The following is a 12,042-nucleotide window of genomic DNA, read 5'->3' as shown; positions in this document are numbered from 1 at the left end:
CAGATCGGGCTCAAACCATGAGATCAGACATCGCCGTTGTTCAGATCGAACGATTCTCCCAGTCCTGGGAGAGCGATGTCTGGTCGCTCATTTCGCAAGTCTGGGCGGAATTCGGTATTCACGACGACCCACGCGCGGAGAGTGATCTTGGCGATCTGGCCCACGCTTATCAAGAGGGTGCCAGCGGGTTCTGGATTGCGATCAGCGACAGCCGGGTGGTCGGTACCGCTTCCTTGAAAGACCTCGGTGACGGGTTGATTGCGGTGAAAAGGTTCTATGTCCTCAAGGAATTCCGCGGCACCACGATAGGCACGGCGCAACGTCTTCTGGACCATCTCGTGCAGCATGCTCGTCAGAGTGGCGCAACAACTCTATGCCTCGGTACCATCGAACTAACCGTCGCTGCGCAGCGGTTTTACGAAAAAAATGGTTTCCAGAGAGTGCCACGTAGTGTGCTTCCCACTGAGCGGTTTGCGGCCGAGATCGATACGCTCTTTTATAAGTTGCCTCTGGCGTGAACCGCATCGGTATCGATAGCGCGGCCGGTCGTTAGACCGTTCACCGCGCGGACTTCGGAGTGACTTCGTCAATCAAGGAGCTAGTAAGGCATCCGAATTGACGAATGCCTCACCACTCAACAACAGGTTCGACGATCCACTTATAGTCAGGCAGTCCAGGCGTATTCGCCGAACATTTCCTCCAGCGGAGGATTGGCGACGCTGCCGGCATAGTTGGTGATGGTCGATGCGGCCACGACCAGAATGACTTCGAGCACCAGAGACTGGTCGAATCCGGCAGCCGTGAACGAGGCGACATCGCGATCGTCGAGACGACCACGCTTTTCGATCAACGTACGTGCAAGACGCGAAAGCGCGGCGAGCTTGCTGTCCTGCGGCAAGCCGCGCGTACGGATCGCCTGAACGTCTGCTTCATGAAGGCCTTCCTTGAGTGCCAGGAACGTATGGAAGGCGACCGCCCAGGTGGAGCCGTTCGTGACGGCATTCGTCAGCAGAAGCGTCTGGATCTGTGCTTCCGTAAAGCTGCCGGTATGAACCTGCTGGAACACGCCGACCAGACCGTTGATCAGCTTCGGCGATCCGGCGATCGCGCCGGCAATATTGGGCACCATGCCAAACGCTTGCGCGAGTGCCTGCAACGACGGCTTCGACTGTTCGGGTGCGGATTCAAGCGTATAAACGGGAAACTTAGCCATGGTTTTTTCCTTGAGAGTTAAGCGCGTACGTTAAGTAGTGATCGCACGACAGATGTAGATTAAGTTTGTGCGGGCAATGCGCCAACTACCTCCGAAGTAATAGCGGCAGCGCGGCTGCGATTGTTCGATCAGATCGCATGATTCATCCTGGTTATCCAGCCTGATAAGAAGCGAAACCCTTTCTATACTCAGCCCAGAGGTGCCGGGTTTAGGCGCGAGCGAGCCGGGGTGTGGCTTGCGGGTCAAGCGGCGATGAACTGATAACGTAGGAGATTGACAATGCTCGGAAAGAACGCGGTCTGGCTGATTACTGGATGCTCGAAGGGTTTGGGCCGTGCACTTGCGCGACAGGCTTTGGAGTCGGGCTATCGGGTTGTCGTGAGTGCACGGGATGTGTCCGCTGTCGAAGACATCGTCAAGGAGCATCCGGCCGTCGCGCTGGCTGTCCAGCTCGACGTCACGAAACCCGACGAGGCGAAAGCCGCCGTCCGTGCCGCTGAGCGCCAGTTTGGCGCGGTGGACGTGCTGGTCAACAATGCCGGGTATGGATACCTCGGCGCGATCGAGGAAGGCGAGGATGCCGACGTCCGGGCGATGTTCGAGACGAACGTGTACGGCACCTGGAACATGATAAAGGCCGTCCTGCCAGGTATGCGCGAGCGTGGCCGTGGACATGTTGTCAACATCAGTTCGGTAGGTGGACTGACAACCTTCCCGGGCGTCGGGTTTTACCACATGGCAAAGTTCGCAGTGGAGGGGCTGTCAGAGACACTGGCCAAAGAGCTCGCTCCCTTTGGCCTGGGGGTGACCGTCGTTGAGCCAGGTGCTTTTCGCACCGATTTCCGCGGCGGCTCGATGAAGCAATCGAACGTGCGTCTTGCGGCCTATGCGGACACCGTCGGTAAGGCGCGCGACGGCGTGACGGCTGCGCACGGCAAGCAGCAGGGCGATCCCGTGCTCGGCGGCAAGGCGATCATAGCCGCGCTCGAAGCAGATAAGCCGCCATTGCATCTGGTGCTCGGTGGCGACGCGCTCGATCTGATTCGCAGCAAGCTCGACGACCTGGGTCGCGAGCTTGATACATGGGAAGAACTGACGAGAAGCACGAGCTTCAGGTAAGTCGATGAAGGTCACGTGGCCGACTCGCCAAGTGCACGCAGGAAAGCCTCTCTATCCACTGACGACGGCAGCGCATCGGCGAGACGCGCATGGAAGGTGGCTGTGTCCGCGCCTCGTGCTGCGCGTCCTGCGACAATCCGCGCAATGGGGCCCACGTGCACCGCCAGTTGTCGCGTGGCGGCTTCGATATGAGCGGGATCGAGCGTCGCGGTCGCTGCGTGCGCGCTTTCGAAGGCCCGTGTCTCGCTCACAACTTGAAACGAAGAGCCTTGCCCTGACTCCATCAGATGCTGCTTGAGCATGGTGCCCCATTCGCGGCGAGCCGCTTCGTCGGGCAGATGTCGGGCCAACTGCGCGGCGAGCGCTCGTGAATCGGTCGCCTGCGATGCGGCGCGCCGCACCAGCAGCGAGGCGATCGGCCCAACGTGGCTGGCAAGCCGCTCCTCTAATGTAGCGAGAAAGCTGCCTGACAGGTCGGACGCGGCTACCGGCAGGGGTTCGAGCGCCTTGCGCGGCAGCTTCGCAGCGATCACAGTATGGTCAGGATCGAGCGTGTCCTTCAAGGTGTCGTGCAGGACAAGCAATGCGTTCCGCCAGCTCAGGGCAGTCGCGAAGCGCTGCTCGGGGCGCTTGGCGATCGCCTTCATCACCATGGCGTCGAGTTCAGCAGGAAGATCTGCCACGTGGCTGGACGGAGGCGACGGCATCTCGTTGATGACCTGGTGCATCATTGCCGCTGACGTTCCGCTGAATGGGCACTTACCCGTCAACATTTCGTAGAGAACGACACCGGCGGAGAAGAGATCGCTACGCGCGTCGATATTCCCACCCGCATACTGTTCAGGCGACATGTAGCTCGGCGTTCCGATCATCATGCCTGCCTGGGTCAGACGCCCGGTATCGAGCTGGGCGATGCCGAAATCCGTCACCTTGCAATCGCCGCGCGGCGTAATCAGAAGATTGGCGGGCTTGATGTCACGATGGATGACCCCAAGCTCATGGGCATATGAGAGCGCATCCAGCAGTTGCGCGAACCAGCTCAGCGCCTCGAGCACCGGTATTGCACTTCCGCTGCGGACACGCCGGGAAAGACGTTGCGCGAGCGTTTCGCCGGGCACGTATTCCAGCGCAATGAATGCGACGCCATGGGTCTCCCCGTAGTCGAATACGCTGACGATGTGCGGATGCACGAGACGCCCGGCGGCGCGCGCTTCGTTGAGAAAGCGTTCGGTCAATTCGCTGCCGGAAGGCCGATCGTCGCCGGTTCCTGTGTCGTCAAGCAGTGCAGAGCGAATGGTTTTCAACGCCACCTGCCGCTGGATATGCGGATCGGTGGCGAGATATACCGTGCCCATTGCGCCGCGGCCGAGCACCCGTTCGACCTGATAGCGGCCTATCTGCCGTGGCAAGCTGGCCGTGCGCGAAGTATCTTCGTGGTCCATGACGCGTCGCCCGGTTACCGTTGACCTTCCTCGAGAATCTCAAAGGCTGCAATGAGGCTCGTGCGCATCCGTCCGAACGAAACGGCCAACGATGCGATTTCATCGCGCCCGCCTGCCGGCAACGCAACGTCTCCTAACTTGCCAAGACTCACTTCGTCGGCCGCGCGTGACAGCATCTGCAGACGGCGCGTCACCAGAAAGTGCACCATGAGGTTGAGCACGACGAGCACAACCGCGAACACCGCGCTCAATGACACCATCAGGCTGCGCCACACCGCGTGACCGCGAGCGATCGACTCCGACATCGGCACTGAGACGAACTCCGCGCCAATGACCTCGTTCATGGACCAGCCGAAGCCGTTCGCCGGACCATATTTGTCGAGCATCGTGCGCGGGGCCGCGGAGGGCGTGCTGTGGCATTGCATGCAACTCGAATCGGTGATGCTGCTGGGGTGCGCGAGAAACAGCAACTGTTCGCCCCCAGGCGTGCGGCGTTGCCCCGTGATTTCCTTCAGTTCGGGATGGTCGTGAAGGTGGTTGATCACCTCGGTTTCCCAGTCAGTGGGCCGGTCGCGCGGATTGGTCGGGTTGACCATGGTCGAGCGGTACGAAAAGTTTGGAAACGCGCTTTGCAGCGTATTCAACATCTCGATTGCAGAATACGCCGGCACCGATTCTGGCACGAATGAATACTGGATCTGCGTTGAGAGCAATGGCGTGATGTGCTGGGCGGTGTAGTTTTGCACGGCGCCGGCGGCGCTCAACAGCACGTCGGCATCGTGACGTGTTTCCTCCAGCGCCTGCTGTTGCAGAACCCGATCGGCGACGAGACCGATAGCCGTGAGTCCGATCGCGAAGATCGCGATAAACACGAGATTGAACTTGATGGCGAGCGAGATCTTCATGGGTGTACGGAGTCGGAGGAATAAGGTGATCGCTGCTGGAACGCTGTGCTGCGCGCGAGGACATGCGGCGGCGGATAAACGAGTGGACGCCAGTCGGGCAGCTCGCGGATGTTCTGCTTGATGGCGTGTTGAAACGCCCCATCGGAAAGACGTGCGCGGAACCGCGCCGTAAAACGTGTGGGCGGCGCAGTACGCACTGCCAGGCTGCTTGCGAGCCAGTCCGACACATCGGCGTAAGCGACGGGACGCATGTCTTTGGGCGGATCGTTGTGCGCGGTGGTTAGCGCAGGGATGGTGCGCAACGCGTCGCGAAAGGCGACCGGCATCGACGCTATAAATGCGGAATCGGGTCGCGTCGCGAGAGTGACGGGTTCCTGTGCCGTGGAGTGCGTGGCGAAGCCGTGCGCGTCGACGCGTAATGACACCGGCTTGCCGTGCGAACCTGCAATTGCGCTGACGCTTGCCGTGCCGCTCTCGCAGAACACCGCGTCGGTGTCCTGATAGCCCGCGGCTTTCGCCGCAATCACGAGCGCCGTATCGGCTGCCGGCAAAAATCGCGTGCGCTCTGTTTCGATAACCGGTGCTGCGCAATCTTTGGTGTTGCACGCATTGCGCACCTTCATCCATCCCTGCAGCAACACGATATGCGCGTCGCGCGACAACATCACACGCGTGTCGTGACCCAGCGCAACGATGTTCCCTGCTTCGTCCTGAATCTGTATGCCGCCGCTTGCCGGTGTCTCGACGATGTCGCCCGTCCCGAAGCGTTGCCCGATGTCCGGCTGATACAGCCCCGTGTCGTGGATGGCGACCGGGCGTGCATCGGCACGCACGAGTTGCCACGCCGCTTGCGCCCGTGACGTAATCGCGACGAAGACGAGCAGGGCCAACAAGGTCTGTTTGCCACGCAATGCGCTGCTGGGTTGAGTTGAGAGTTTCATGTCCTGAAGCGCCATGACATCGACGAAGTACGAGAAGGCGTCCCCATAAAACGCTCGAACGCGCGGTTTATTCCGTGGCCGCCGCGAATGACAAAGCGCGCAAATTTAAAGTGGTTGCGGAATATCCCCCAACTCTGGGGCGTTGTGTAGCCAGCGGGCGGGGATCACGCCGGCAAGCACAGCACCTGACGAACGCGGAAAAATTTAGACGGAATAGATCGCGACGCCGAGCGTTTTGTAGGTGCGGACAGCGTTCACCGTACAGATCGAGCGCATCGTCGAATCCATCACATGGTCAACACTGAAAGGAAGCAGCCAATGTCAACGAGACAGAACAGTCAGAAATTTATTGGGCGCAACCGGGCGCCGCGCGTGCAGATCGAGTACGACGTCGAACTGTATGGGGCGCAGAAGAAGGTACAGCTCCCGTTCGTGATGGGCGTGATGTCGGATTTGTCCGGTGCCAATGCCGCCGAGCTTCCTGCGATTGAAGCACGCAAGGCGCTGGAGTTCGATGTCAGCAACTTCGATAGCCGCATGCAGTCGATGAAGCCGCGGGTGAGCCTGAGTGTGCCCAACACGTTGACGGGCGAAGGCCATCTCGCAGTCGACATGACCTTCGAAAGCATGGATGACTTCTCGCCTGCCGAGGTGGCGCGCAAGGTCGAACCGCTCAGGAAGTTGCTCGAGGCGCGCACGCAGCTAGCCAATCTGGGCACGTATCTCGACGGCAAGTCGGGCGCAGAAAAGCTGATTGCCCAGGCGATCAAGGATCCGGCACTGCTGCAGGCACTGGGTGGGGTACCGAAAGCCGCTGATGAATCCGGGAAGGAGTGAGGGAAAGTCATGGAAAGCCAGAACCAGATCGAGCAAGGTGTACAGGGCGCCCTCACCGAGGTCAGCGAATTCTCGGCACTGCTCAGCAAGGAATTCAAGCCCAAGAATGAGCGTGCGAGGGAAGAGGTCGAAGCCGCGGTACGCACGCTGGCTGAGCACGTGCTTCAGGATTCGAACGTCGTATCCGACGATTTGACGCAGACTATCAATGCATACGTCGCCGAAATCGATCGCAAGCTCAGTGAGCAGTTGAACCAGATTCTGCACGACGCCGGGTTTCAGCAACTGGAAGGCGCGTGGCGCGGGCTGCATCATCTCGTCACCAACACCGAAACGGATCCGCTGCTGAAGATCCGGGTGATGAACGTGTCGAAGAAAGAGCTTGCCAAAAATCTCAAGCGCTTCAAGGGTGTCGCGTGGGACCAGAGTCCTGTTTTCAAGCGCATCTACGAAGAGGAATACGGCCAGTTAGGCGGCGAGCCGTATGGCTGTCTGATCGGCGACTACTATTTCGACCACGGTCCGCAGGACGTGGAGTTGCTGCGCGGCATCGCGCAGGTCGCGGCGGCAGCGCATGCCCCATTTATATCGGCGGCCGGCTCTTCTTTGCTGGGTATGGAGAACTGGAACGAACTCGCCAACCCGCGTGACCTGTCGATGATTTTCACGACGCCCGACTACGCCGCCTGGCGTTCACTGCGGGAAACGGACGATGCACGTTATCTCGCGCTGACGATGCCCCGTACCCTGGCTCGCTTGCCATATGGTGCGAAGACCGATCCGGTCGAAGAATTCGATTTCGAAGAAGACACGGAAGGCGCGGATTCGTCGAAGTACACATGGCAGAACGCAGCATATGCGATGGCGGTGAACATTAACCGCTCGTTCAAGTACTACGGATGGTGCACGCGGATTCGCGGCGTCGAGTCGGGTGGTGCAGTCGAGAACCTGCCGGTTCATACCTTCCCCAGTGACGATGGCGGCGTGGACATGAAGTGTCCCACGGAGATCGCGATTACCGATCGACGTTCGGCAGAACTCGACAAGATGGGCCTGATGCCGCTCGTGCACCGCAAGAACACGGACATCGCGGCGTTCATCGGGGCGCAATCGGTCGCGAAGCCGGAAGAGTACGACGATCCCTCGGCCACGGCCAACTCGAATCTCTCGGCCCGCTTGCCCTACATGTTTGCCTGCTGCCGTTTCGCGCATTACCTGAAGTGCATTGTGCGCGACAAGATCGGCTCGTTCAGCACGCGGGAGCAGATGGAAAGCTGGCTTTCCAATTGGGTCATGAACTACGTGGATGGCGACCCCAAGAACTCCAGTGAAGAGACGAAGGCCCGCAAGCCGCTCGCTGCCGCGGAAGTCGTGGTGGAAGAAGTGGAGGGCAACCCCGGCTATTACACCTCGAAGTTCTTCCTCAAGCCGCACTACCAGCTCGAAGGGTTGACCGTTTCACTGCGCCTCGTCTCGCGCTTGCCGTCTGCGCAGGCGGCCTGAGCTCACACGTAAGTCGCTTTTAGTCGCTACCCGGAGGGCAATGCTCCGGGTCCAAAGGCCTGTCAGCCTGGCAGGCAAACTTTTACAGCACACAAGTAGAGGAATATATGGCATTCGACATGCACCTGAAATTCGGCTCTGGCGCGGTGACGATCCAGGGCGCCTCCGCCCATTCGAAGCACAAGAACCAGGTACCCATCATCGCCTGGTCCTGGGGCTGCAGCAATACCGGCAACCTGCACACCGGCGCCGGCTATGCGTCGGGCGGCAAGGCAAACATCCAGGACATTACCGTCACCAAGTACGTCGACGCCTGCTCTAACGCGCTGTTGCAGGCGTGCTGCACGGGTGCGCGAATCGATACCGCCTATCTATACGTGACGAACGCAACCGGTCAGCAGACCGACTACGTGACCATCGAGCTCAGCGAAGGTGTATTGGTCACGTCGGTGTCGACCGGTGGCAGCGGCGGCGACGAGCGGCTGACCGAAAACATCACCTTGCACTTCGGCAAGTTCAAGTATTCGTTCCAGCCCCAGGACGATACGGGCAAGGCGAGCGGTGGCACCAAGGATTTCACCTACGACATCCAGCAGGTCACCAAGGAATAAGCCAGCCGGCGCGATACCGCGGGTCCGTCCGGATCCCCTAATGTTACGGAGCCCGCCGCATGGCAGAGCTGACACCCCAGGAGCGTCTGCAGCCTTCGCTGCTCGACCGGTTGACCGACCTTGCTCCTGCGCAGCGTGAAGAGAGTCGGGAGGAGCGTGTTATCACCGCGCTGCGTCTTCGCGAGTACGTGACTCGCGATATCGCCTGGCTGCTCAACTGCACACGCCAATGGAGCAGCGAAGAATCCGCAGGTTTCACGCACGCGGGTAAGTCGGTTCTGAACTTCGGGATTCCTGATCTTACCGGTACGGCCTTGTCGGGCATCGACATCGCGCTGTTGCAGGAGCGTATCCGCTCGGCGCTGCGCGATTTCGAGCCGCGTCTGATCGCCGGTACGGTTCAGGTCAGTGTCGAGCCGGACCATGCCCGCATGGACAGCCGCTCGCTGCGTTTCCGGATCGAAGCGGACATGTGGGCGCAGCCGATGCCGCTTAGCCTGTATCTGCGCACCGACGTCGATCTCGAGACCGGCGAGTTTCACGTCTCGCAACTTTTCGGCTGAATGTAATGGATCCACGACTCTTACGCTATTACAACCGCGAGCTCCAGCATGTCCGGGAAATGGGTGCGGAATTCGCGAGCGAGCACCCCAAAATCGCGGGGCGGCTCGGGCTGGAAGGGTTCGAATGCGCGGACCCGTATGTCGAGCGTTTGCTCGAAGGATTCGCGTTTATGGCTGCACGCGTGCAGTTGAAGATCGACGCGCAGTTCCCGGTGTTCACGCAACATTTGCTGGAGATGATCTACCCGCACTACCTGACGCCGGTACCGTCGATGGCAGTAGTGCAGTTTCATCCGGATGAGGCTGAAGACTTGCCGGCGGCCGGCCACCCGATCGCGCGGCATACCGTGATGCGCAGCCTAACTGGCTTCGGCGAGCGGACAGCCTGCGAGTACCGTACCGCGCACGAGGTCAGGCTGTGGCCACTCGCGATTGCCGAGGCGAGATACTTCGACACACCCGCGGCGCTGGCCGCCGCAGGGCTCGCGCCGCCACCCGGCACGCAGGCGCGCGCGGGTTTGCGGTTGAAGTTCAGGACGCTCTCGGGTGTGCCGGCGAAGGCCCTCGCGCTCGATCGCTTGCCCGTCTTTCTCGGCGGAGCCGACGATTTGCCGCGTCTGGTTTATGAGCAACTTCTGGCCAATGGCGCCGGATATACGGTGCGTGCGGCTGCGCAGGACGGGACGGCCGTCGAGGTGCATCGCGAGGCGTCTGCGCTGCGCGCGGCGGGCTTCGACGAGGATGAGGCGTTGCTGCCGTACGGAGGCCGTTCGTTCAGCGGTTATCGTCTGCTGCAGGAATACTTTGCCTGTCCGGAGCGCTTCCTGTTCGTCGAGTTCACCGGCCTGCGCACGCTGCTTGCGCGTGCCGCCGGCAACGAGTTCGAGATCGTGGTGTGGCTCGACCGCAGCGTCGCTCGTCTGCATAACGCCATCCATGCCAGCAATTTCCGGCTCTTCTGCACACCGGCAGTCAATCTGTTCGAACGCCGCGCAGACCGTATCCATCTTCAGCAGGGGGCCACGGAATATCACGTGCTGGGGGACCGGACGCGCCCGATGGACTTCGAAGTGCATAGCGTGCTGGACGTGCAGGGTTACGGCGATCGTCAGGAGCCCGAGCAAAGTTTCCGGCCGTTCTACGACAGCACCGCGCGGACATGGCACAGTCCGCAGTCCGCGTTCTATACGCTACGTCGCGAGCCGCGCGTGCTATCGAGCCGTCAGAAGCAGCGGGGCGCGCGCTCCAGCTATGTCGGCAGCGAGACCTTTATCGCGCTGGTGGACGCGAACGACGCGCCCTATGCGACCTCGTTGCGTCAATTGGGCTTGCGCCTGCTGTGCACGAATCGCGATCTGCCGTTGCATATGCCAGTGGGCAAGTCGTACACGGACTTCACGCTGGATACGGATGCGCCGGTGGCGTCGATCCGCTGCGTGGCCGGGCCGACCCGGCCGCGTGCGCCCACCGCGACAGGCGAATCCGCCTGGCGTCTGATCAGCCATCTGCAGTTGAACTACCTGTCGCTGCTCGATGAGGAGGGCGAAGCGGGTGCAACTGCCTTGCGCGAAATGCTCAGTCTGTATCACGACCAGTTCGATGCCGCCACGCGCCGCCAGATCGAAGGCATCAAACACGTTGCGGCCGTGCCGGTCACGCGCCGCATTCCCGTGCCGGGACCGGTCACTTATGGCCGCGGCCTGGAGGTCACGCTGACCTGCGACGATGCGGCCTTCGAGGGCAGCGGCGCATTTCTGCTTGCGTCGGTTCTGCAGCACTTCTTTGCGCGCTACGTTTCGCTGAATTCGTTTGTCGAGACAGTGTTGCGCACACTCGAACGAAACGAGGTTGCCCGATGGCACGCGAATCCCGGCAAACGGCCGATCCTCTAGCGCTCGAGGCGGCGCTGCGCGCGCGGCCCGAAGCATTCGAGTTCTTCGAGGCCATGCGGCTTCTCGAATGTGCATACCCGGCGTTGCCCAGGCTCGGACACTCCGCGCGGCCGGCCGAAGATCCGGTGCGCCTGGGTCATGCGGTTTCGCTGGAATTTCCGTCGCGCAGCATCGAGCGTTTCGAAACACGCACCGCTGATCGGCCTGGACGGCTTTATGGGCTGTTTCTCGGCCTGTTCGGTCCGCATGGACCCCTGCCGTTGCATCTGACCGAACATGCCGTGGACCGCGAGCGCAACGCGAAAGATCGCACGCTGGTCGCGTTTGCCGACGTGTTTCATCACCGGATGCTGAGTCTCTTCTATCGCGCGTGGGCCGATGCGCAACCGACCGTGCAGATGGATCGTCCGGAAGAGGACCGCTTTCGCACCTATATCGGTGCGCTGATCGGCATCGCTACGCCGCATCTGGAGAAACGCGATGCATTGCCCGATGAGTACAAGCGCTTCTTCGCTGGGCGCCTTGTCGCGCAGTCGCGCAACGCCGAGGGACTCATGAGCTTTCTCGAGCATTACTTCGGCGTGCCTGTGCGTGTGATCGAGTTTGTCGCGGGCTGGATGAAGCTGCCGCGCGATGCCTGTCTGCACATGGGGCGCGGCATGGCTTCGTTGGGCAGAGACGCACTGCTTGGCGCACATGTGCGAGGCGCGCAAGAGCGTTTCCGGCTGCGTATCGGGCCGCTGGACCGCAACGAATTCAACCGCTTCCTGCCCGGCAGCGACGCGCTACGGCAACTGGTGGCCGCGGTGAGGATGTATGTCGGCGACGAGAAGGGATGGGATCTGCAACTCGTCCTGAAGAAAGAGGACGTACCGCTGACGTACCTCGGCAAGGCCGGCCGCATGGGCTTCAACACCTGGATGGGTCGTTATCCGAAGCCCGCCGATGCGGACGAAGTCGTACTGAGGCCCGTGAAATAAAGTCCGCGCCGCACTGGCGCGCGCATCGTTCAACCC

General features: G+C 61.0%; 12 protein-coding genes. 8 read left to right on the top strand and 4 right to left on the bottom strand.

Annotated elements, in window-relative coordinates; all coding sequences use genetic code 11:
• Window positions 1-17: 17 nt before the first annotated feature.
• The gene (locus tag P3T17_RS30515; protein WP_429410285.1) at window positions 18-518 is read left to right on the top strand and encodes a GNAT family N-acetyltransferase; all 501 of its coding nucleotides are present in this window, start codon (window positions 18-20) and stop codon (window positions 516-518) included.
• A gap of 146 nt (window positions 519-664) precedes the next feature.
• Here P3T17_RS30515 and P3T17_RS30510 read toward each other — a convergent pair whose 3' ends face one another.
• On the bottom strand, window positions 665-1,213 hold the full coding sequence (locus P3T17_RS30510; RefSeq protein ID WP_074268813.1) for a carboxymuconolactone decarboxylase family protein: 549 nt from the start codon (window positions 1,211-1,213) through the stop codon (window positions 665-667).
• 279 nt (window positions 1,214-1,492) lie between these two features.
• Between P3T17_RS30510 and P3T17_RS30505 the strand changes: the two genes are divergently transcribed.
• Window positions 1,493-2,332 carry an oxidoreductase gene (locus P3T17_RS30505; RefSeq protein ID WP_429285786.1) on the top strand — a complete coding sequence of 280 codons (840 nt, stop codon included), beginning with the start codon at window positions 1,493-1,495 and terminating at the stop codon, window positions 2,330-2,332.
• Between the two features lie 11 nt (window positions 2,333-2,343).
• On the opposite strand, the gene P3T17_RS30500 is transcribed toward P3T17_RS30505, so the two are convergent.
• From P3T17_RS30500 to P3T17_RS30490, 3 genes are read right to left on the bottom strand one after another with little or no spacing between them, the layout of a single operon-like run.
• Window positions 2,344-3,774 (bottom strand): serine/threonine-protein kinase, encoded by a 1,431-nt coding sequence (locus P3T17_RS30500; protein WP_429410282.1) that lies wholly within the window; start codon window positions 3,772-3,774, stop codon window positions 2,344-2,346.
• Between the two features lie 14 nt (window positions 3,775-3,788).
• Window positions 3,789-4,679 carry a c-type heme family protein gene (locus P3T17_RS30495; RefSeq protein WP_429410280.1) on the bottom strand — a complete coding sequence of 297 codons (891 nt, stop codon included), beginning with the start codon at window positions 4,677-4,679 and terminating at the stop codon, window positions 3,789-3,791.
• Complete coding sequence (locus P3T17_RS30490; protein WP_429410278.1) at window positions 4,676-5,620, bottom strand: hypothetical protein; 945 nt, start codon at window positions 5,618-5,620, stop codon at window positions 4,676-4,678. Before P3T17_RS30490 ends, P3T17_RS30495 begins: the two co-directional genes overlap by 4 nt.
• A gap of 318 nt (window positions 5,621-5,938) precedes the next feature.
• Here P3T17_RS30490 and tssB point away from each other — a divergent pair, with 318 nt between their 5' ends.
• The 6 genes from tssB to tssG all read left to right on the top strand — a co-directional run bounded on the left by tssB (window position 5,939) and on the right by tssG (window position 12,006).
• Window positions 5,939-6,457: a type VI secretion system contractile sheath small subunit gene (gene tssB, locus P3T17_RS30485; RefSeq protein WP_429410276.1), complete on the top strand. Its 519-nt coding sequence runs from the start codon at window positions 5,939-5,941 to the stop codon at window positions 6,455-6,457.
• Between the two features lie 9 nt (window positions 6,458-6,466).
• Complete coding sequence (gene tssC, locus P3T17_RS30480) at window positions 6,467-7,960, top strand: type VI secretion system contractile sheath large subunit (RefSeq protein WP_429410274.1); 1,494 nt, start codon at window positions 6,467-6,469, stop codon at window positions 7,958-7,960.
• Window positions 7,961-8,067: 107 nt separating this feature from the next.
• Window positions 8,068-8,571 carry an Hcp family type VI secretion system effector gene (locus P3T17_RS30475; protein ID WP_074268807.1) on the top strand — a complete coding sequence of 168 codons (504 nt, stop codon included), beginning with the start codon at window positions 8,068-8,070 and terminating at the stop codon, window positions 8,569-8,571.
• A 59-nt stretch (window positions 8,572-8,630) separates the two neighbouring features.
• Window positions 8,631-9,134, top strand: a complete 504-nt coding sequence (tssE, locus tag P3T17_RS30470; protein ID WP_074268806.1) for a type VI secretion system baseplate subunit TssE — start codon at window positions 8,631-8,633, stop codon at window positions 9,132-9,134.
• A 5-nt stretch (window positions 9,135-9,139) separates the two neighbouring features.
• The gene (gene tssF, locus P3T17_RS30465) at window positions 9,140-11,026 is read left to right on the top strand and encodes a type VI secretion system baseplate subunit TssF (protein WP_429410272.1); all 1,887 of its coding nucleotides are present in this window, start codon (window positions 9,140-9,142) and stop codon (window positions 11,024-11,026) included.
• Complete coding sequence (tssG, locus tag P3T17_RS30460) at window positions 10,990-12,006, top strand: type VI secretion system baseplate subunit TssG (RefSeq protein WP_429410270.1); 1,017 nt, start codon at window positions 10,990-10,992, stop codon at window positions 12,004-12,006. The genes tssF and tssG overlap by 37 nt, the downstream gene beginning before the upstream one ends.
• The last annotated feature ends 36 nt before the right edge of the window (window positions 12,007-12,042 follow it).

The organism is Paraburkholderia sp. GAS82, assembly GCF_050436285.1.
In the GTDB taxonomy this organism is placed as follows: domain Bacteria; phylum Pseudomonadota; class Gammaproteobacteria; order Burkholderiales; family Burkholderiaceae; genus Paraburkholderia; species Paraburkholderia phenazinium_B.
The sequence above is the reverse complement of the archived record's forward strand: the minus strand, read 5'-3'. Positions and strand labels throughout refer to the sequence as shown.

What these genes read in the sequence shown, in the direction of transcription:
- tssF (WP_429410272.1), top strand. Translation starts at nt 9,140, where the DNA reads ATGGATCCACGACTCTTACGCTATTACAACCGCGAGCTCCAGCATGTC.
- tssE (WP_074268806.1), top strand. Translation starts at nt 8,631, where the DNA reads ATGGCAGAGCTGACACCCCAGGAGCGTCTGCAGCCTTCGCTGCTCGAC.
- tssB (WP_429410276.1), top strand. Translation starts at nt 5,939, where the DNA reads ATGTCAACGAGACAGAACAGTCAGAAATTTATTGGGCGCAACCGGGCG.
- P3T17_RS30510 (WP_074268813.1), bottom strand. Translation starts at nt 1,213, where the DNA reads ATGGCTAAGTTTCCCGTTTATACGCTTGAATCCGCACCCGAACAGTCG.
- tssG (WP_429410270.1), top strand. Translation starts at nt 10,990, where the DNA reads ATGGCACGCGAATCCCGGCAAACGGCCGATCCTCTAGCGCTCGAGGCG.
- P3T17_RS30500 (WP_429410282.1), bottom strand. Translation starts at nt 3,774, where the DNA reads ATGGACCACGAAGATACTTCGCGCACGGCCAGCTTGCCACGGCAGATA.
- tssC (WP_429410274.1), top strand. Translation starts at nt 6,467, where the DNA reads ATGGAAAGCCAGAACCAGATCGAGCAAGGTGTACAGGGCGCCCTCACC.
- P3T17_RS30475 (WP_074268807.1), top strand. Translation starts at nt 8,068, where the DNA reads ATGGCATTCGACATGCACCTGAAATTCGGCTCTGGCGCGGTGACGATC.
- P3T17_RS30515 (WP_429410285.1), top strand. Translation starts at nt 18, where the DNA reads ATGAGATCAGACATCGCCGTTGTTCAGATCGAACGATTCTCCCAGTCC.
- P3T17_RS30490 (WP_429410278.1), bottom strand. Translation starts at nt 5,620, where the DNA reads ATGAAACTCTCAACTCAACCCAGCAGCGCATTGCGTGGCAAACAGACC.
- P3T17_RS30505 (WP_429285786.1), top strand. Translation starts at nt 1,493, where the DNA reads ATGCTCGGAAAGAACGCGGTCTGGCTGATTACTGGATGCTCGAAGGGT.
- P3T17_RS30495 (WP_429410280.1), bottom strand. Translation starts at nt 4,679, where the DNA reads ATGAAGATCTCGCTCGCCATCAAGTTCAATCTCGTGTTTATCGCGATC.